Source organism: Psychrobacillus sp. Z3-81 (assembly GCF_056620325.1).
On the sequence record NZ_JBWQPU010000001.1, the window covers coordinates 289,314 to 308,799 of the forward strand.

At 37.7% G+C, this 19,486-nt stretch carries 20 protein-coding genes; 19 read left to right on the forward strand and 1 reads right to left on the reverse strand.

Going from position 1 to position 19,486, the window contains the following annotated elements; translation table 11 throughout:
• Positions 1 to 31 precede the first annotated feature (31 nt).
• Both AC1ECF_RS01530 and AC1ECF_RS01535 read left to right on the forward strand, forming a co-directional pair.
• A complete protein-coding gene (locus AC1ECF_RS01530) occupies positions 32 to 409 on the forward strand; it encodes a YolD-like family protein (protein WP_480387619.1) in 378 nt (125 codons plus the stop codon).
• A 5-nt stretch (positions 410 to 414) separates the two neighbouring features.
• The gene (locus AC1ECF_RS01535; protein ID WP_480387620.1) at positions 415 to 537 is read left to right on the forward strand and encodes a hypothetical protein; all 123 of its coding nucleotides are present in this window, start codon (positions 415 to 417) and stop codon (positions 535 to 537) included.
• 138 nt (positions 538 to 675) lie between these two features.
• Here the strand turns inward: AC1ECF_RS01535 and AC1ECF_RS01540 are convergent, their stop codons facing one another.
• Positions 676 to 1,458: an HIRAN domain-containing protein gene (locus AC1ECF_RS01540; protein WP_480387621.1), complete on the reverse strand. Its 783-nt coding sequence runs from the start codon at positions 1,456 to 1,458 to the stop codon at positions 676 to 678.
• A 470-nt stretch (positions 1,459 to 1,928) separates the two neighbouring features.
• On the opposite strand from AC1ECF_RS01540, the gene AC1ECF_RS01545 reads away from it, so the two are divergent.
• The 17 genes from AC1ECF_RS01545 to AC1ECF_RS01625 all read left to right on the forward strand — a co-directional run bounded on the left by AC1ECF_RS01545 (position 1,929) and on the right by AC1ECF_RS01625 (position 19,480).
• Entirely contained in the window at positions 1,929 to 2,942 is a 1,014-nt protein-coding gene (locus AC1ECF_RS01545; protein ID WP_480387622.1) for a hypothetical protein, read from the forward strand.
• A 136-nt stretch (positions 2,943 to 3,078) separates the two neighbouring features.
• Complete coding sequence (locus AC1ECF_RS01550; RefSeq protein WP_480387623.1) at positions 3,079 to 3,258, forward strand: hypothetical protein; 180 nt, start codon at positions 3,079 to 3,081, stop codon at positions 3,256 to 3,258.
• Between the two features lie 340 nt (positions 3,259 to 3,598).
• On the forward strand, positions 3,599 to 5,428 hold the full coding sequence (gene lepA, locus AC1ECF_RS01555) for a translation elongation factor 4 (protein WP_480387624.1): 1,830 nt from the start codon (positions 3,599 to 3,601) through the stop codon (positions 5,426 to 5,428).
• 103 nt (positions 5,429 to 5,531) lie between these two features.
• The gene (locus tag AC1ECF_RS01560; protein ID WP_480387625.1) at positions 5,532 to 5,717 is read left to right on the forward strand and encodes a hypothetical protein; all 186 of its coding nucleotides are present in this window, start codon (positions 5,532 to 5,534) and stop codon (positions 5,715 to 5,717) included.
• A 214-nt stretch (positions 5,718 to 5,931) separates the two neighbouring features.
• Positions 5,932 to 7,065: a radical SAM family heme chaperone HemW gene (hemW, locus tag AC1ECF_RS01565; protein ID WP_480387626.1), complete on the forward strand. Its 1,134-nt coding sequence runs from the start codon at positions 5,932 to 5,934 to the stop codon at positions 7,063 to 7,065.
• A gap of 95 nt (positions 7,066 to 7,160) precedes the next feature.
• Entirely contained in the window at positions 7,161 to 8,198 is a 1,038-nt protein-coding gene (gene hrcA, locus AC1ECF_RS01570; RefSeq protein WP_480387627.1) for a heat-inducible transcriptional repressor HrcA, read from the forward strand.
• A gap of 16 nt (positions 8,199 to 8,214) precedes the next feature.
• The gene (gene grpE, locus AC1ECF_RS01575) at positions 8,215 to 8,787 is read left to right on the forward strand and encodes a nucleotide exchange factor GrpE (RefSeq protein ID WP_480387628.1); all 573 of its coding nucleotides are present in this window, start codon (positions 8,215 to 8,217) and stop codon (positions 8,785 to 8,787) included.
• Between the two features lie 60 nt (positions 8,788 to 8,847).
• The gene (dnaK, locus tag AC1ECF_RS01580; RefSeq protein WP_480387629.1) at positions 8,848 to 10,674 is read left to right on the forward strand and encodes a molecular chaperone DnaK; all 1,827 of its coding nucleotides are present in this window, start codon (positions 8,848 to 8,850) and stop codon (positions 10,672 to 10,674) included.
• Positions 10,675 to 10,818: 144 nt separating this feature from the next.
• Positions 10,819 to 11,937 (forward strand): molecular chaperone DnaJ, encoded by a 1,119-nt coding sequence (dnaJ, locus tag AC1ECF_RS01585; RefSeq protein WP_480387630.1) that lies wholly within the window; start codon positions 10,819 to 10,821, stop codon positions 11,935 to 11,937.
• A gap of 16 nt (positions 11,938 to 11,953) precedes the next feature.
• Positions 11,954 to 12,898 carry a 50S ribosomal protein L11 methyltransferase gene (gene prmA / locus AC1ECF_RS01590; protein WP_480387631.1) on the forward strand — a complete coding sequence of 315 codons (945 nt, stop codon included), beginning with the start codon at positions 11,954 to 11,956 and terminating at the stop codon, positions 12,896 to 12,898.
• Positions 12,899 to 12,910: 12 nt separating this feature from the next.
• Positions 12,911 to 13,651 carry a 16S rRNA (uracil(1498)-N(3))-methyltransferase gene (locus AC1ECF_RS01595; protein ID WP_480387632.1) on the forward strand — a complete coding sequence of 247 codons (741 nt, stop codon included), beginning with the start codon at positions 12,911 to 12,913 and terminating at the stop codon, positions 13,649 to 13,651.
• Between the two features lie 14 nt (positions 13,652 to 13,665).
• Positions 13,666 to 15,006 carry a tRNA (N(6)-L-threonylcarbamoyladenosine(37)-C(2))-methylthiotransferase MtaB gene (gene mtaB, locus AC1ECF_RS01600; RefSeq protein ID WP_480387633.1) on the forward strand — a complete coding sequence of 447 codons (1,341 nt, stop codon included), beginning with the start codon at positions 13,666 to 13,668 and terminating at the stop codon, positions 15,004 to 15,006.
• 536 nt (positions 15,007 to 15,542) lie between these two features.
• Positions 15,543 to 16,214, forward strand: coding sequence for a deoxyribose-phosphate aldolase (gene deoC / locus AC1ECF_RS01605; protein ID WP_480387634.1), 672 nt, complete (start codon positions 15,543 to 15,545; stop codon positions 16,212 to 16,214).
• A gap of 103 nt (positions 16,215 to 16,317) precedes the next feature.
• Entirely contained in the window at positions 16,318 to 16,491 is a 174-nt protein-coding gene (gene rpsU, locus AC1ECF_RS01610; RefSeq protein WP_004227078.1) for a 30S ribosomal protein S21, read from the forward strand.
• Between the two features lie 166 nt (positions 16,492 to 16,657).
• A complete protein-coding gene (locus AC1ECF_RS01615) occupies positions 16,658 to 17,986 on the forward strand; it encodes an NfeD family protein (RefSeq protein WP_480387635.1) in 1,329 nt (442 codons plus the stop codon).
• Positions 17,983 to 18,981, forward strand: a complete 999-nt coding sequence (gene floA, locus AC1ECF_RS01620; protein WP_480387636.1) for a flotillin-like protein FloA — start codon at positions 17,983 to 17,985, stop codon at positions 18,979 to 18,981. Before AC1ECF_RS01615 ends, floA begins: the two co-directional genes overlap by 4 nt.
• Positions 18,982 to 19,006: 25 nt before the next feature.
• A complete protein-coding gene (locus tag AC1ECF_RS01625) occupies positions 19,007 to 19,480 on the forward strand; it encodes a hypothetical protein (protein WP_480387637.1) in 474 nt (157 codons plus the stop codon).
• The last annotated feature ends 6 nt before the right edge of the window (positions 19,481 to 19,486 follow it).

Below are 19,486 nucleotides of genomic sequence, written 5' to 3' on the forward strand. Positions count from 1 at the left end.
TTCGTATAATAATCAAAAAGGACGTGATTATATGAACGGTAGCTTTTTTGATGACATGCTTGAGCTACCTGATTTATCGAAAGTGAGAGACCGCGGAAAGAAGAAATGGACTGCTATGATGTTGACTGAGCATGTCTCACTGTTAAGGCAGTATGTAGATGACATAGAGAAGGTACCACGTCCACAGCTGGATGAGTTTGATTTGCAAATGCTTCAGGAAACAATAGAAGTAGCTTTAAAAAGTAAGGCTGATACCAAACTAAAGCTATGGAGAGCTGGCGAGTTTATCTATAATCGCGGAATTGTGGAGGATATAGATTTAAAAAGAAGAATTATAAAGCTTGAAGATCCATTTAAATTACACGATATAAAGATAGATGAAATAGTAGACGTTACGATAATGGAGTGAGTCAATTGGAGAAATCGGCTAATTTATTAAAAATGGAAGCATTGTTAAAAGAAATGTTAGAAAAGTATCCTAGAGAAGAAGTTATGAGGTTTCTTGATAATCTGTATAAGTTGAATAATGAAGAGTGAGAAGCTGTTGGAAAAATAGCTAAGATGGCCGATCGTGTAGAAAAACAAAGAATAGAAAATGAAAAGAAAACCACCAACCAGTGATGGAAGGTGGTTTTTAAGTATAGTAATGTCTTTCACCGATTAATTATAGAAAGTTTATTTATTTTTATATTTTATTTCAATTTCTATCCCAAGTGTTAATTCCCTGGTGATTACCACATCTTTATCTTTTTCATAATTATATTCTATCTCTTTAACTTTACCACCAACAAAGCGGGCAGATAGATTTATAACTTCTTGTTCATCAAGAATGGTCCTTATTATTTCGGTGTGTATTTTAGGCACATAACCAACATGTTGCAATCCCTCATTCCCAAAATCAATGAAGACTTTTATGGCGTTTTTATCGTATTTGTTTGTTGGTTCAGGAATAAATGAAATTTCTTCTTCGCCAAATTCAACATCTTCAAATTCTGTCACTTCATTGAAGTCCTCTAAAATTTCCTTGTTTGTATAACCACTATAAAGTTCTATAAAGTTTTCTTCACAATATAATTTTCCGCAACGTTTTAGCAGTTTTTGAATATCTTTATTATCATCATTTTTCATAGTTACCCCAGCCACATTAAAGGTAAAATAATCATGTTTTACTTTTGGACTCCTAGATATTTCATTTGAAAGTGTTGCTGCAACAGGCACGGCATTAAAGTCATTTGTTGGTTGAAAGTTTTGTGTGTTATCTTTTTTTGCATCTTTGCTAACGTTGCTAGTGTTATTTGCTGATTTATAAAGAAAGTTACTAGCTAATGCCCCAATACCTGTGAGTATCAACAAAACAAAGGTAAGGAAACTTGGTGTTATAATCACTAACAGCACGGTAAAGAAAAATATAATTCTCCAGCTAACCACTAACCACTTTTTGTTCTTCCAATTGTTCAATCTACCCATCTCCTTTTTATCTAGATTAATGGATAGTATTGGTAAAAGTAAATAGAAAACAGACAACATTATTTGCCATCTGGTTCCAAGAATTTAATATGCAATTTTATATCTAACTGCTAAGCAATTTTTCTAAATCTGCAATTGAGTAAGATTCGTTAGACATCTTATTAGATAGGTTGGATTGAGTCATACTTATTCTCTCAGCAAGTTGAGTGGAAATTCATTGTGAAGTGATACACTTAAACCACTCAATCTAAAGGGACAATTTAGTTGAATAATTTTTGATTAAGCAGAGATTATTACTATATAAAACCACAATTCTGGGAAGTATAATTTAAATAGTGGTTTTAATTTGGTATAATGAGTATTTTTATGAAATAACTTGTATTTTGAACAAATATTCCGGGGGAACAGCTATAATATAGTAATAAAGAATCTGATAAAAATAATAAATAAGGGGAATTAATTTGGGAAAGAAGAATCGAAAGAAGAACAGAAGGAAGAAAAGAGGTAATGGTAAAGGTTTCACTTTAAAAGATGCAGTAACTTTAATATTTGTTCCAATAGTAGTAGCTTCTATAACGGTTTTTATAGCAGGATACTTTCAATTAGAATCAACAAATAAATCTATTGAAGCACAAATTCAAACAGCAATAAAATCTGCAGATGCTCAAATTCAAGCAGCAGAAATTTCTAAGGTAACTAAAATTAAATATGATTATAAGGAAACTAGTACATGGAATGTTGATGAGTCAATAGAATATATGCCTTTACAGGAAGGAAACTTTTGGACTTACAATGGAACTTATACAGTGTATTCACCTAAGTATGAAAAAGAAGTTATAAAAGATATAAGGATAAAATTTAGGATATTAGAAGAAATAAAAAGTAATGGGGTAAGTCTTTATAAAGTTAGTAATTTTCCACAAGAAATGCGAGATGTAATTCGAGACAGAATGGCAATATTAAGTGAAGATGAATTAATTTCTTCACCACCAATGGACTATACCGAGGATGAACACATCTCAGGGCTATTCTTAGTTGCTAACAAAATTTTCCTAATACCCAATGAAGAATTAGATAGTGTAGAAAAGTATATGAAAGAACCTGATACCTTTAAGAATATAGAACAACAAATTGAAAATAGTTCGCCAGCACTAAGTTATGATAATTTATTATTTGAGTTCCCAATGTTTAAAGGGCAAAGATTTGGTGACTTAAATTCCATTACAAGAAGTGACTTGTCGCACTTTTGGTATGTTAATGACACGCGAGAAATTAATTTACTAAATGGTGATACTTATGAGGAAGTAAAAATTTTTGATTTAATATATAATACACTACCAGACCGACAAAAGCTTGTTTTTAGACCATATTTAGGAATCCTTTCATTTAGTTATATACATAATGGAACATTAGATAATTTTGAATTTAGTCTAAGTGAATATAATATTAAAAATTCAAGTAACAAAAGTAACTGATGTATGTAGGCATTGTCTTATGTAATTTACTCAATCAAATTTACTCAATCAAATTTAGATTAAAGTTGCTCATAATCTAAATTTGATTGATAAAACATAGTATTTATAATATAACCTTGCTAAAAGATGATCTTATTTGGAAAGAAACAATATGAATAATAAATTCACACCTTCTAAAGTTGATGGAGTAAAACTAGGCTCTAAGGACATTACTGTGAGAACAAAGGGTAGTTTAAATTCATTTCCGGAAGAAATTGGAGATACCTTCTCGAAGCAGGTAAGCTTTTATACAAATTGTATTAGAGGAAATCAATAAACGAAAAATGGTTTATTATTGACAAATCGTGAAATAAACCTGTGTATTTGGAGAATTGGTGGGAATGGTGATATAAAAAAGACCACCTTAGTGAGTAGTCAGTAACAAATTATATATATCCATTTCTGTACATTACGCCGCCTATAATAAGTTATTAATTAGCCCCAAATTAGCCCCAACTAGCCCCAGATTGGTGCATGAAAGAACATTATTTTGCATTTAGGTAAACACCTTAGTTTGAGCAAAACATTGGAACACAAGGGGTTTCAGCTAGTTCTTGTTGTAATATGCATTATCTTCATAGTATAATTCATAATAGTTTAATTAGGAGTGAACATGCATGAACAATGAAGAGAGACTGGCACGACAGAAAAAGATAAGGAACTTTTCTATTATCGCCCATATTGATCATGGGAAGTCTACGCTAGCAGACCGTATATTAGAAAAAACAAAAACGTTAACATCACGAGAAATGAAGGATCAATTACTTGATTCGATGGATTTAGAGAGAGAACGTGGAATCACCATTAAATTAAATGCGGTCCAATTAAAGTATCAGGCAAAGGATGGAGAAGAATATATTTTCCATTTAATCGATACTCCGGGACATGTGGATTTCACCTATGAGGTTTCTCGAAGCCTAGCAGCCTGTGAGGGAGCAATTTTAGTAGTAGATGCTGCTCAAGGGATAGAAGCTCAAACTTTAGCGAATGTTTATTTGGCTTTAGATAATGATCTAGAGATTTTACCAGTTATTAATAAGATTGATTTGCCTGCTGCTGATCCTGAGCGCGTAAAACAGGAAGTAGAGGAAGTTATTGGATTAGATGCTTCTGAAGCAGTGCATGCATCCGCAAAAGTAGGAATTGGAATCGAAGAAATTCTAGAACAGATTGTAGAAAAGGTTCCAGCTCCTACAGGAGATCCTGCAGCTCCACTGAAAGCACTTATTTTTGATTCTCTTTATGATCCATATCGTGGAGTTATTGCTTATATCCGAATTGTAGAAGGAACTGTAAAGCCGGGAGATAAAATTCGTATGATGTCCTCTGGAAAAGAATTTGATGTTGTTGAAACAGGAGTATTTACTCCGAGAACTACTCAACGTGATGAATTAACTGTTGGAGACGTAGGCTTCCTAACTGCTTCTATGAAGGATGTGGGAGATACAAGTGTAGGGGATACCATCACATTAGCGAATAATCCAGCATCAGAGCCATTAGCAGGTTACCGTAAAATGAACCCAATGGTATTCTGCGGACTATATCCAATTGATAACTCTAAATATAATGATTTGCGAGAAGCATTAGAGAAGCTTCAATTGAATGATGCGGCATTAGAGTTTGAACCTGAATCCTCTCAAGCTTTAGGATTTGGATATCGCTGTGGTTTCTTAGGATTATTACATATGGAAATCATTCAAGAGCGTATCGAGCGTGAGTTTAAAATCGATTTAATCACAACAGCGCCAAGCGTAGTGTACAATGTACAGCTAACGAAGGGTGAAAGTGTAAAAGTAGATAACCCATCGATGATGCCAGACATTCAAAAAATCGAAAGTATCGAGGAGCCGTATGTAAAAGCTTCTATCATGGTGCCTGAGGATTACGTTGGATCTGTAATGGAACTGTGCCAACGTAAACGTGGTAACTTTATCACGATGGACTATTTATCCTCTGCCCGTGTAAACATTATTTATGAAATTCCATTATCAGAAATCGTTTATGACTTCTTTGATTCTTTAAAATCAAGCACAAAAGGGTATGCATCCTTTGATTATGAGTTAATTGGCTATAAGGAATCGAAGCTTCAAAAAATGGATATTTTATTAAATGGTGAAAAGGTAGATGCCCTAAGCTTTATCGTTCACAAAGACTTTGCGTATGAGCGTGGAAAAGTAATTGTAGAAAAACTAAAATCTTTAATTCCAAGACAGCAATTTGAAGTCCCTGTTCAAGCGGCAGTTGGACAAAAGATTATTGCGCGTTCTACCATTAAGTCAATCGGTAAAAACGTACTTGCAAAATGTTACGGTGGAGATATTTCTCGTAAACGTAAACTTCTGGAGAAACAAAAAGAAGGTAAAAAGCGTATGAAGCAGGTTGGTTCTGTAGAAGTTCCTCAAGAAGCCTTCATGGCTGTACTGAAGATGGACGAGCCAAATAAATAAACGGCATTTCTGATTAAGAAGTTTATAGTACACCTCTAACTATTAGATATAGTTCTAATAATTAGAGGTTTTTTTTGTATTTAGTACAAGGATTATGTCGTATATGAAAAAGAAGGGTAAAGCAATTTCTTTGCTAACTGGATCTATTTTACTTATTGGTCCTTTTTTTGCTAGCAGTGTAAGTGCAGGTTCTCTGGTAATCCGCATTTTGGAAATGATGGTAGTGGAGATGTTCCAGCTCCTGGATGCACTAGCCAGGGTCATTGTCCGGCAGGTCCGTAGTACATAAAAAGCAATCTCTCTGGTAGATAGGTTGCTTTTTACATCTTTATTTAAATTCAAAAGTTTGTAGCTTCCCCAAAAATCGGCTATAATTTATACATAGAAAGACAAAAACTCTAATATGAATCAAATAAATATTCTCATAGAAAATGGTGGAAGGAGGCTTTAGGCCTCCTTCTTGCTTTATGTGGAAGTTTGAATAGAAAGAAGGAACGAATAGTATGGTTAAAGGTGTATATTTACACATACCGTTTTGTCATCAAATATGTAATTACTGTGATTTTAATAAATTTTTCTTTCATAATCAGCCGGTAGATGAGTATATTGAGGCGCTCGGACATGAAATGGAACTGTGGGCTAGTGAACTAGCAGGATCGAGAATTGAAACAATATTCATAGGTGGAGGAACACCAACCTCCTTATCACCAAAGCAATTAGAGCGATTATTTACACTGATTCAGCAGAATATCCCAATGGAGCATGTAGTGGAATTCACTTCGGAAGCAAATCCTGATGAGCTGACGCTTGAAAAAATGCAGATTATGCGAAATTTTGGCGTGAATAGATTAAGCATGGGGGTTCAAACTTTTAATCAGGACTTATTAAGAGTATTAGGCAGAACCCATGCAAACGAGCATGTGTATCAAGTAATTGAACATGCCAAAAACATTAATTTTCCTTCCATTAGCATTGATTTAATGTATGGTCTGCCAAACCAAACGATGGAGCAATGGAACGATTCTCTGAAAGAAGCCTTTTCATTAGGTATTCCCCACATCTCTGCTTATTCCTTAATAGTAGAGCCAAAGACTATTTTTTATAACCTCCTGTCTAAAGCAAAGCTTTCTCTTCCAGGAGAAGATTTAGAAGCAGAAATGTATGGTTTGTTGATGGATGAAATGGAGAGGCATGGATATGATCAGTATGAAATAAGTAATTTTTCTAAAGATGGCAAAGTATCTAAGCATAACCTTCTTTATTGGAACAACGAGGAATACCTAGGTCTTGGAGCGGGTGCGCATGGATATGTGAATGGTATCCGTTACTCCAACCATGGACCATTAAAAAAGTATATGCAGCTTATAGAGGAAGAGACTAAGCCTATAATTAGCCAAAAGGAAGTCACAGATCAAGAAAAGATGGAAGAAGAAATGTTCCTAGGCTTACGTAAAAATGAAGGAGTCAGTTTAACGGATTTTCAACACACTTATCAGCAGTCGTTAGAAGAAATATATGGACAAGAGCTAGATGAACTGTTAAAAAAGCAACTGGTAAAAATAGAGAATGGATATATATCCCTAACACGTAGAGGCAGATTTGTAGGGAATGAAGTTTTTCAATATTTTCTTAAATAAATTGGTTGAAATCGTTGACACTTTTCTATAGATTTGATAAGTTTTATATGAGTATTAGCACTCTCGACGTTCGAGTGCTAACAGAGGTGATAATCATGCTAACAAATAGGCAATTACTTATATTGCAAGTAACGGTAGATGATTTTATTGAAACCGCTCAACCGGTCGGGTCTCGTCAGCTTTCTAAAAAAGAAGAAGTACCGTTTAGTCCAGCCACTATACGAAACGATATGGCGGATTTAGAGGATATGGGTTTCTTAGAAAAAACACATACCTCATCTGGTCGTGTACCTTCTGAAAAAGGCTATCGTTATTATGTGGATCATTTATTAACTCCACAGGCTGTTACGAAGGAAGAGATAACGCAAATGCGCTCAATCTTCCAGGAAAGGTTGGTTGAAACGGAACAAATTATCCGTAAATCTGCCGAAATATTGTCAGAGCTAACGAATTATACCTCAATTATGTTAGGATTAGATGTGAGAAAGCATCGTGTAAAGAGATTTTCCATCGTTCCATTAACGGAAGACTCAGCTGTGGCTATCATTGTTACGGATAGTGGACATGTAGAAAACAGGGTATTTTCCATACCAGAAGTATTTAGTGCATCTGATATCGAGCGCATGGTAAACATTATTAACGAACACTTGGTAGGTGTGTACCTCCATGAGCTTCATACCAAGCTCGAGACTGTTGTATCCACTGTTCTCCGCCATAACAATGGTAGAATGACCCACTTATTAAATTCCTTGCAGACATCTATGAAAATAGAACATGAGGAAAAGGTATACTATGGTGGGAAAATGCAACTGCTAAGCCAACCTGAATTTAATGATGTGGAAAAAGCAAAACATATCATGTATTGGATGGAACAAGTAAATCAAATACCAGGGCTATTCCATTTAAACAAAAAAGGAATTGATATTCGCATAGGCTCCGAAAATAACCAAATTGGGATGGAGAATTGTAGTATTATTACGGCATCCTATGATATTGGAGAAGAGCAACGCGGTTCAATCGCTATAATAGGTCCTACCAGAATGGATTATAAGCGTGTAGTTTCACTCCTTGATGTGATGAGTGGAGATTTATCTAGAGAATTATCTAGAATTATACATGGCCAGCATGGATAAAGGGGAGTTGCTAGTAATGGAAAAAGATAAAGAGGTTCTAAAAGACCAGGAAATACGAGAAGAAAAAGAAGAAACTACCGAAGAAACAGAGGTAGTAGACGCAACTGAAGAGTCAGTAGAAGAAACTTCAGCAGAAGAAGCTGACGAAGTAACGCTCTTAAAACAACGGCTTGAAGAGGAAAAGAATCGTTATATCCGTTTGCTTGCTGATTTTGAAAACTACAAGCGACGCGTCCAGCTTGATAAGGAAGCAGATACTAAATACCGAGCACAGTCCGTATTAACGGATATCTTACCGGTATTAGATAATTTAGAACGAGCATTAGCAATCCAACCAACTACTGAAGAGGCTATCTCTTTAGCAAAAGGTGTGGATATGGTATACCGTTCTTTACAGGCTGCTCTTGAAAAAGAAGGGCTTGAGCCAATTAAATCGGAAGGCGTTCCGTTCGACCCGAACCTTCACCAAGCAGTAATGCAAGAGAAGGATGAAAGTCAAGAATCAGGGATTGTCCTTCAAGAGCTTCAAAAAGGCTATAAGTTAAAGGATCGAATCCTTCGTCCTTCCATGGTGAAGGTAAACGAATAAGCCTTCATTGAAAGCAGCTTATCATTAAATATATAACAGGTATCTATAGGAGGAAAATGTATGTCTAAAATCATTGGTATTGACTTAGGAACAACAAACTCATGTGTATCCGTACTTGAAGGTGGGGAACCAAAAGTTATCCCTAACCCAGAAGGAAATCGTACAACACCATCTGTTGTAGCATTTAAAAATGGGGAGCGCCAAGTAGGGGAAGTAGCAAAGCGTCAATCTATCACAAACCCTAACACAATCGCATCTATTAAACGTTTAATGGGTACTTCTGAAAAAGTAAAAGCAGAAGACAAAGAATACACACCACAAGAAGTGTCAGCAATGATCCTTCAATATTTAAAAGGATTTGCAGAAGACTATCTTGGAGAAAAAGTTACAAGAGCAGTTATCACAGTTCCTGCATACTTTAATGATGCTGAGCGTCAAGCAACTAAAGATGCTGGTCGTATTGCTGGCTTAGAAGTAGAACGTATTATCAACGAACCAACTGCAGCTGCATTAGCATATGGTTTAGATAAAATGGAGCAAGATGAAAAAATTCTTGTTTATGACTTAGGTGGAGGTACATTTGACGTATCTATCCTTGAGTTAGGTGACGGAGTATTTGAAGTACTTGCAACTGCAGGGGACAACCGTCTAGGTGGAGATGACTTCGACCAAGTAATCATGGACTACCTAGTAGCAGAATTTAAAAAAGAAAACGGCATTGATCTTTCAAAAGATAAAATGGCTGTTCAACGTTTAAAAGATGCTGCTGAAAAAGCGAAAAAAGACCTTTCTGGTGTAACTTCTACACAAATCTCTTTACCATTCATCACAGCTGGTGAAGCTGGTCCGTTACACTTAGAATTAACGATGACTCGTGCAAAATTTGATGAGTTAACATCTCACTTGGTGGAACGTACAATGGTACCTACTCGTCAAGCAATTCAAGATGCAGGATTAACAAAAGCTCAAATCGACAAAGTTATCCTTGTAGGTGGTTCTACTCGTATTCCTGCGGTACAGGAAGCTATTAAGAAAGAAACTGGTAAAGAGCCACACCGTGGAGTTAACCCAGATGAAGTGGTAGCAATGGGTGCTGCAGTTCAAGGTGGCGTATTAACTGGAGACGTAAAAGACGTAGTTCTTCTAGATGTAACTCCATTATCACTTGGTATCGAGACAATGGGAGGCGTGTTCACGAAGTTGATTGAACGTAATACAACGATCCCAACATCTAAATCTCAAGTTTTCTCTACAGCTGCAGATAACCAACCAGCAGTAGACATCCACGTTCTTCAAGGGGAGCGCCCAATGGCTGCTGACAATAAAACACTTGGAAGATTCCAATTAGCGGATATTCCACCAGCACCACGTGGTGTTCCACAAATCGAGGTAACGTTCGATATTGATAAAAATGGTATCGTAAACGTTAAAGCGAAGGATTTAGGAACTCAAAAAGAACAAAACATTACAATTCAATCTAACTCTTCTTTATCCGATGACGAAATCGAGCGTATGGTAAAAGAGGCAGAAGCAAATGCTGAAGCTGACAAAGCTCGTAAAGAAGAAGCAGAATTAAAAAATGAAGCAGATCAATTAGTATTCATGACGGAAAAAACCCTGAAGGATTTAGAGGGTAAAATCTCTGATGACGAGAAAAAGTCAGCGGAAGATGCAAAAGAAGAACTAAAATCTGCACTTGAATCAGGAAACGTTGAAGACATCAAAGCAAAAAGAGATAAGTTAAACGAAGTTGTGCAACAGCTTACCATGAAGCTTTATGAGCAAGCTCAAGCTCAAGCAGGTGCTGAGCAGCAAGCAGGCGGACCATCTGATGACGGTGTAGTCGACGCAGAATTTGAAGAAGTTAACGACGATAAAGACAAGTAATGTCGATGGAAAAAGTCAAAGACCGGTTCTCGGCTTTGGCTTTTTCATTGTCTACCGATTGCTGAACTGATTTATTTTGCTATTACGATTTTGTCCATGTTACAATTATCTTTATGTGTAAGTTAAAGAGCAGGAGAGTGAATTATGAGCAAAAGAGACTACTATGAGGTCCTTGGAGTTTCTAAGGGAGCATCTCAAGATGAAATAAAGAAGGCATATAGAAAGCTTTCCAAGCAATATCATCCAGATATTAACAAAGAAGCGAATGCGGAAGAAAAATTTAAGGAAATATCAGAAGCGTATGAAGTGTTAAGTGATGAGCAAAAACGTGCGCAATACGACCAGTTTGGCCATGCTGGTCCAAATCAAGGCTTTGGTGGCTTTGGTGGTGGAGATGGTTTCGGTTTTGAGGATATCTTTAGCTCCTTCTTCGGTGGTGGAGGCACAAGACGTAGAGATCCTAACGCCCCTAGAAAAGGAAATGACCTTCAGTATGCCATGACAATTGATTTCGAGGAAGCTGTTTTCGGAAAAGAAAAAGAGATAGAGATAACAAAAGAAGAAACTTGTGATACTTGTCACGGAACAGGTGCGAAAAAGGGAACTCATCCAGAGACATGCTCGCATTGTAAAGGAAGCGGACAGGTTACGATTACACAAGATACTCCTTTCGGAAGAATTCAAACGAAGAGAACATGTAATTACTGTGAGGGAACGGGCAAGCTAATAAAAGAGAAATGTTCTACTTGCCATGGAAAAGGAACCGTTAACAAGCGCAAGAAAATTAAGATTACGATTCCAGCCGGTGTAGATGATGGCCAACAATTACGTGTGACTGGTCAGGGAGAGCCTGGAGTAAATGGCGGTCCAGCTGGCGACTTGTATGTTGTTTTCCGAGTGAAGCCGGATCCACGCTTTGAGCGAGACGGCGATGATATTTATTTTGAGCTTCCATTAACATTTGCTCAAGCAGCACTTGGTGATGAATTAGAAATCCCGACAGTTCAGGGAAAAGTTAAGCTTAAAATCCCAGCAGGTACACAATCTGGTACAAAGTTCCGTTTAAAGGGGAAAGGTGTAAAAAATGTCCACGGTTACGGTATGGGAGACCAGCATGTAATTGCGAAGGTTATAACGCCTAAGAAATTAACTGAAAAGCAAAAGCAATTGCTACGAGAATTTGCAGAAATCAGTGGAGATATTCCAGAAGAACAGGGTAGTACATTATTCGAAAAAATTAAACGAACGATAAAAGGTGACTAAAAAGGAGTTGGCGCAAGTGAAGTGGACGGAACTATCCATTCATACAACGAATGAAGCGGTGGAAGCAATAAGTAATATCCTACACGAAGCAGGAGCAAGTGGAGTAGTAATTGAAGATTCTGAGGACCTCATAAAGGAGCGTGAGGATTTCTTTGGAGAAATATATAATCTAAATCCAGATGATTTTCCAGCCGATGGGGTACGAATAAAAGCTTATCTAGCTGAAACTAGCTTTTTGTTAGAAACCGTTGAAGAGATTAAGCTTGCGATCAACAACCTATTAAATTTTGACATTGATCTTGGTCACAATATACTGACTGTCCAAGAAGTGGATGAAGAAGACTGGGCAACAGCCTGGAAAAAATATTATCATCCGGTGAAAATTTCTAACAGGTTTACGATTGTACCGACCTGGGAGCAATATGAACGTGTCAATAGTGATGAGATAATTATTGAGCTGGATCCAGGGATGGCTTTTGGCACTGGTACTCATCCGACTACTGTTATGTGCTTACAGGCATTAGAAAAAAATGTTCAACCTAATTCTACTGTCATTGATGTGGGGACTGGATCTGGTGTTCTTGCAATCGGTGCAGCTAAATTAGGGGCAAGTCATGTTCATGCTTTAGATCTGGACGAAGTGGCGGTTAAATCTGCAAAGGAAAATATCCAGTTAAATCATGTAGAGGATACCATAGAAGTTACACATGGTAATCTTTTAGACAATGTAAAGGAACCAGCGGATATTGTGATTGCGAATATCTTAGCAGAAATTATCATGACCTTTACGAATGATGCCTTTAAGCTTGTGAAGGACAACGGCTTATTTATTACCTCTGGAATTATTGCGAATAAGAAGGAGGACGTACGTCAGTCCTTGCAAGCTGCTGGTTTTGAAATAGAAGAAGTGATGATGATGGAGGATTGGGTAACCATTATCTCTAGAAAGCCTAGCTTATAGGGGAGAAAAAAAATGCAACGTTATTTTACGGAAGAACTAGTTGGAGATAACGGTATAATAACCATAGCTGGAGAAGATGCGCATCACATGATACAGGTGATGCGCATGTCATCTGGAGACGTGGTATATGTAGTGAGTCATCAGCAAACGTACGAAATGGAAATTGTAGAAGGCTCAGCTAAAGCTGTGCAGCTTAGAGTACTAAATAAGCTAGAGGGAACAAATGAAATGCCAATCCGTGTTTCGTTGGTCTGTGGACTTCCAAAGGGAGATAAGCTAGACCTGATTACCCAAAAGGGTACGGAGCTTGGAATGGCTGCTCTTTATCCGTGGAAGGCAAAGCGGTCTATCGTGAAATGGGATGATAAGAAAAATGAGAAGAAGATTAGTCGACTCCAGAAAATTGCAAAGGAAGCATCTGAGCAATCTCATCGATCTTCTATACCAGAGATTCATCAACCGATTACCCTTGAAGAATTAATAAAGATTTCCAAAACATATGACGTAAAATTTATAGCATATGAAGAGGATGCCAAAAAAAGTAAGCGTCAAAAGTTTGCCGACCAATTAAAAAAGGTGTATGATAAAAAGTCGATACTAATCGTTTTTGGTCCTGAGGGTGGATTAGATTCTCAGGAAATAGAACGTTTAATAGAAAATGACTTTGAAACTATTGCCCTTGGTCCAAGGATTTTGAGGACAGAAACAGCGCCACTCTATGCGCTTTCTGCAATTTCCTATGAATATGAATGAAAGAGGTGTAAGGTATGGCATCTGTGGCATTCCATACATTAGGCTGTAAAGTAAATCACTACGAAACAGAAGCCATCTGGCAGTTATTTAAAGAAAATGGTTATGAGCGTACTGATTTTGAGAAGAAATCGGATGTTTATGTAATTAATACATGCACAGTAACAAACACTGGGGATAAAAAAAGCAGACAGGTTATTCGACGGGCGATACGCCAAAATCCGGATGCTGTCATTTGTGTAACAGGCTGCTATGCACAAACCTCTCCAGCAGAAATCATGGCAATTCCTGGGGTCGATATCGTGGTAGGTACACAGGAGCGCACAAAGCTGCTTGGTTACATAGAGCAGTTTAAAAACGAACGCCAACCAATCAATGCGGTTGGTAATATTATGAAAAATCGCGTGTATGAAGAATTAGATGTTCCTGCATTCACGGACCGCACTCGTGCTTCTCTTAAAATTCAAGAGGGATGCAACAACTTCTGTACTTTCTGTATCATCCCGTGGGCTCGCGGATTAATGCGCTCTCGTGATCCGCAAGAAGTAGTAAGACAAGCCCAGCAATTAGTAGACGCTGGCTATCTAGAGATCGTGCTAACAGGTATTCATACAGGTGGGTATGGAGAAGATCTGAAAGATTATAATCTTGCCCAGCTGTTAAGAGATATCGAGGCCAATGTAAAAGGATTAAAACGCCTTCGAATCAGTTCCATCGAGGCAAGCCAATTATCTGATGAGGTTATCGAGGTTTTACGCGATTCTAAAATCGTTGTAAGACACCTTCATATACCGATTCAATCTGGTTCTGATACAGTATTAAAACGTATGAGAAGAAAGTATACAATGGAGTTTTTCGCAAATAGACTGGATAAACTAAGAGAGGCTTTACCTGATTTAGCCATTACTTCTGATGTTATTGTTGGTTTCCCAGGGGAAACAGAAGAAGAATTTATGGAAACGTATAATTTTATCCGTAACCAAAAGTTCTCTGAGCTACATGTTTTCCCTTACTCTAAGCGTACCGGTACTCCGGCAGCAAGAATGGACAACCAAGTAGATGAAGATGTGAAAAATGAACGAGTACATCGTTTAATTACTCTTAATGATCAGCTTGCTGCAGAATATGCTTCGAAATTCGAGGGAGAGGTCCTAGAGATTATTCCTGAGGAAAAATCGAAGCATGTAACAGATGGCGAGTATGTAGAAGGTTATACAGACAATTATTTAAAAGTTGTTATTCCTGGATCTGAAGAGTTAATTGGTAAACTTGTACGCGTGAAAATTACTCGAGCAGGTTATCCATACAACGAAGGACAATTTGTACGAGTTTTAGAAGAAGTAGGAGAGCTTGTTTAATCAAAAGATTTTACGAGTCGCGTTCTGCTATGACTTACTGAAAGTTTGCATGACCAACATCCTGTTGGCCTCCGTTGCTGGGAAGAACCTGAGTTTCAAAAATTAAGAAAGCACTTATGATTCTTCTTATCAAGCTGAAGAATTATAAGTGCTTTTCGTTTGTTTTGTGACCTTTAACCGTTTTAATAGTGTTCATCAAAGAAAGTAGGGGATGGCATATTAGAAAAAGTTGATTGAAGTGTCGGCTGGCGACTCCTAGGGGATAAAGCGCGTGCGGAAAATCCAATTGTTTCGGAAGCATCCGAAACAATTTAGTTGGAGCCGCGCCCCCAGGAAAGCGTCCAGCCAAAACGCAAATCAACCCCGGGTTGCGGGTGGATAACATTAGTGTTCTAAAAAAGGTAAAAAGAACCAAGTTAAAATTACACTCTCTCACTTGATTTAAGTATAAGTGGTGAAATATACTTAGTTCCTAGATTTTTTTTCTATTTACCAGTAATATAAAGAGGTACGTACAAGTTGGAAGGAGTCATCATATGACAAAAAACATAGCCGGTTTAATCGACCATACATTATTAAAACAAGATGCAACAAAGAAACAAATTGAGACTCTTTGTGAAGAAGCAAGAAAATATGAATTTGCTTCCGTTTGTGTGAATCCTACATGGGTTGCATACAGTGCGCAGCTTTTGAAAGGTTCTCCAGTAAAGGTTTGTACTGTAATTGGCTTTCCTTTAGGGGCAACTACTTCAGCAGTAAAAGCGTTTGAAACGACAAATGCAATTGAAAATGGTGCGGAAGAAATTGATATGGTGATAAATGTAGGGGCGCTTAAGGATCAAGACTATACATTTGTTCAAAAGGACATTGAAGCTGTTGTAGAAGCAGCGAAAGGCAAAGCTATTGTAAAAGTTATTTTAGAGACATGCTTGCTGACGGATGAAGAAATAGCAAAAGCAAGTGAGCTTTCTAAAGCAGCTGGAGCGGACTTTGTAAAAACTTCTACTGGCTTTTCAACTGGAGGAGCTACAGTAAATGCTGTTAAAATTATGCGTCAGGCTGTTGGGCCGGACCTAGGAGTAAAAGCTTCTGGTGGAGTTCGTAGTCTTCAAGATGTAGAGGCAATGGTTGAAGCAGGGGCAACTAGAATTGGTGCTAGCTCTGGTGTCCAAATTGCTCAAGGACTAGAAAGCAACTCAGATTATTAATTAGTTTTAAAAGTATTGACCTAATCTACTCAATACGGTATAATTTTTTAGTACATAACAATTGGTTATGTACACACGTGTGTTCGGAGGGAGGGAAAGAGAGATGTCAAAAACTGTCGTTCGCAAAAACGAATCGCTTGAAGATGCTCTTCGCCGCTTCAAACGTACTGTATCTAAAAGTGGTACAATTCAAGAGGTTAGAAAGCGCGAGTTTTATGAAAAACCAAGCGTAAAACGTAAAAAGAAATCAGAAGCTGCACGTAAACGTAAGTGGTAATTTAATCCCAAAAAATCCCTGCGTTCAAAACACGTACTGTATGATTAACATTTACAATTATGTAAACCGAGAAAATTATTTTCTCGGTTTATTTTATTTTATTGAAACTATATTGATACTTATACGTATAAAGTAGTATACATATAGAAGGAAAGGAGGGTAAAAGGTGAAATTGTCTCGTTTTTTCTTTGCATTATGTCTTTTGTACATGTCTATTCTTTTCATTACTCCTCCTGCATCTGCTGAATCACCAACCGTCTATAAAGTTCCTGTTTATGAAGAAGTAGAAAGAGGATTACATGCTTTTTTAAAGCGGGCCATTCGAGATGCTGAGGAAGCTAATGCGGATGCCATCATTTTTGAGCTTAATACTCCTGGTGGATTTGTAGATTCAGCTGAAGATATAGCAAATCTCTTAGATGAAACATCCGTTAAAAAAATTGCCTATATAAATACGGAAGCGCTTTCTGCTGGAGCCTATTTAGCGCTTCATACAGATGAGATTTATATGTCTCCTGGTGGGTCTATTGGTGCTGCAGCCGTAATTGACAGTAATGGGAATGCCGCTGACAAGAAAGCTACTAGTGCATGGATAGCAAAGATGATCAATGCTGCTGAAGGGAGTGGAAGAGATCCTAAATTCGCCCAAGCGATGGCTGATGAAGATGTACCTTTGCCAGAATATCGTGCAGGTAAAGGGAAGTTACTTACACTTTCATCAAGAGAGGCAGTAGAGGTTGGCTATTCGGAAGGAACAGTTTCCTCCCTAAATGATTTATTAGAAAAAGCTGATCTATCCGGTGCCACCGTAGTAGAAGTAGAACAGACTTTTATGGAATCCCTTGCTAGATTTATAACAGATCCCATCATTGTCCCAATACTGCTTTCTATTGCAAGCTTAGGGTTAATTTTAGAACTATATTCACCGGGCTTTGGAGTTCCTGGAATCATGGGGCTAAGTGCAATAGGGCTATTCTTTTTTGGTCATTTGGTAGCGGGACTTGCTGGATTTGAAGCGCTCATTTTATTGGCAATTGGAATCGTGCTAATTATTGCGGAATTCTTCTTACCTGGAGGGATAAGTGGTATACTTGGTTTAGCTGCAATTATCGGAAGTATTATGATTTCTGGTGAAAGCTTTGTTTATATGGGGGTTGCTGTATTAATAGCGTTAGCAGTAGCAATAATGGGAATGGTGATTATTATGAAGTTTTTTAAAAAACAATTAAAGGTGTTCAATAAAATGGTTCTAACGGATGCTACCACAACTGAAAAAGGGTATGTATCCAATCAAAACCGTTTAGACTTGCTAGGAAAAATTGCAGTTACAATGACACCTTTGAGACCTTCTGGCACTATACGTATTGAAAACGAGCGAATTGATGCTATATCAGATGGCAGTTTTATTGCCAAGGATAAGAAGGTAGTAATTATTAAAACAGAAGGCTCTCGTATTGTGGTACGAGAAGCAAGAGAAGGAGATGAACAAGTATGACAAGTGGAGTGATTGGTATAGTTATAATTGTGGTAGTTGCATTTATCCTACTATCCGTGTTCTTAACTTTTTTCCCGATTGCACTATGGATTTCTGCATTAGCTGCAGGGGTTAAGATTAGTATTTTTACATTAGTAGGGATGAGACTACGTCGAGTAATTCCGTCTAGAATTGTCAATCCATTAATTAAGGCACATAAAGCTGGTCTAGCAGTTACGATTAATCAGCTAGAAAGCCATTATCTAGCTGGTGGTAATGTAGACAGAGTAGTAAATGCTCTAATTGCTGCTCACCGTGCTAATATTGAATTAAGCTTTGAAAGAGCTGCTGCAATCGACTTAGCTGGTCGTGACGTATTAGAGGCAGTTCAAATGTCTGTAAATCCAAAAGTAATTGAAACGCCATTCATCGCAGGTGTAGCTATGAACGGTATTGAAGTAAAAGCAAAGGCTCGTATTACAGTACGTGCGAACATCGATCGCCTTGTTGGGGGAGCTGGAGAAGAAACAATTGTTGCCCGTGTAGGTGAAGGGATTGTTAGTACAATCGGTTCTAGTGCGAGTCATGAGAGAGTATTAGAAAATCCAGACTTAATTTCTCGAACTGTTTTATCTAAAGGCTTAGATTCTGGTACTGCATTTGAAATTCTGTCGATTGATATCGCGGATGTGGATGTAGGTAAAAATATTGGTGCCGAGCTTCAAACAGAGCAAGCAGAGGCTGATAAGAAAATTGCACAGGCTAAGGCTGAGGAACGCCGTGCAATGGCCGTAGCATCAGAGCAAGAAATGAAAGCAAAAGTAGTAGAAATGCGCTCGAAAGTAGTGGAAGCTGAAGCTGAAGTTCCAAGAGCAATGGCAGAAGCATTACGCGAAGGAAATATGGGTGTCATGGATTACATGAATTATAATAATATTAAAGCGGATACTGGTATGAGAGACTCCATCAGTAAAATTGGTGGCGACAAGCCTTCTTCTGATGAGTTAAAGGACTAGTCGATAGCAGAAAGGAGTTTTCTCCTTGGAAAGTATAATAATATTAATTATCCTGTCGTTGTTAACCAGTTTTTTTGGCAAAAAGAAGGAGCCAGAAAATAAGGCTCCCAAGCCAATTAATAGACCACAGCAGCAAGGACCAGTTAATCAGAACCCTTTTAAAAATTTGGGGGAGCTTGCAAAGGAATTTCAACAGCAACAGCAAAGCCAAATGGAGCAAAGAGAGTTGCAAAGGGAGAAACCTACTCCAATTCATACACAGGCTCCTCCTCTGGCAAGGGATAAGGTACATGAGCTTCCGGATCGTACCATAAGCCATACAATCGATCGTAGTAAGCCAGCTCAAGGTAAAGGAAGGCTATCTATGCATCAGGATAATACACAGCTTAAAACGAAAGAAAAACCGGTTCTTCAAAATGTACTGCCGAGCACGGAAGATGAATTGCTTCGGGGAATAATATTTTCCGAGATATTAGGACCACCAAAATCCAAAAGATAACACATG

What these genes read in the sequence shown, in the direction of transcription:
- AC1ECF_RS01530 (WP_480387619.1), top strand. Translation starts at nt 32, where the DNA reads ATGAACGGTAGCTTTTTTGATGACATGCTTGAGCTACCTGATTTATCG.
- lepA (WP_480387624.1), top strand. Translation starts at nt 3,599, where the DNA reads ATGAACAATGAAGAGAGACTGGCACGACAGAAAAAGATAAGGAACTTT.
- AC1ECF_RS01560 (WP_480387625.1), top strand. Translation starts at nt 5,532, where the DNA reads ATGAAAAAGAAGGGTAAAGCAATTTCTTTGCTAACTGGATCTATTTTA.
- hemW (WP_480387626.1), top strand. Translation starts at nt 5,932, where the DNA reads ATGGTTAAAGGTGTATATTTACACATACCGTTTTGTCATCAAATATGT.
- hrcA (WP_480387627.1), top strand. Translation starts at nt 7,161, where the DNA reads ATGCTAACAAATAGGCAATTACTTATATTGCAAGTAACGGTAGATGAT.
- grpE (WP_480387628.1), top strand. Translation starts at nt 8,215, where the DNA reads ATGGAAAAAGATAAAGAGGTTCTAAAAGACCAGGAAATACGAGAAGAA.
- dnaK (WP_480387629.1), top strand. Translation starts at nt 8,848, where the DNA reads ATGTCTAAAATCATTGGTATTGACTTAGGAACAACAAACTCATGTGTA.
- dnaJ (WP_480387630.1), top strand. Translation starts at nt 10,819, where the DNA reads ATGAGCAAAAGAGACTACTATGAGGTCCTTGGAGTTTCTAAGGGAGCA.
- AC1ECF_RS01595 (WP_480387632.1), top strand. Translation starts at nt 12,911, where the DNA reads ATGCAACGTTATTTTACGGAAGAACTAGTTGGAGATAACGGTATAATA.
- mtaB (WP_480387633.1), top strand. Translation starts at nt 13,666, where the DNA reads ATGGCATCTGTGGCATTCCATACATTAGGCTGTAAAGTAAATCACTAC.
- deoC (WP_480387634.1), top strand. Translation starts at nt 15,543, where the DNA reads ATGACAAAAAACATAGCCGGTTTAATCGACCATACATTATTAAAACAA.
- rpsU (WP_004227078.1), top strand. Translation starts at nt 16,318, where the DNA reads ATGTCAAAAACTGTCGTTCGCAAAAACGAATCGCTTGAAGATGCTCTT.
- floA (WP_480387636.1), top strand. Translation starts at nt 17,983, where the DNA reads ATGACAAGTGGAGTGATTGGTATAGTTATAATTGTGGTAGTTGCATTT.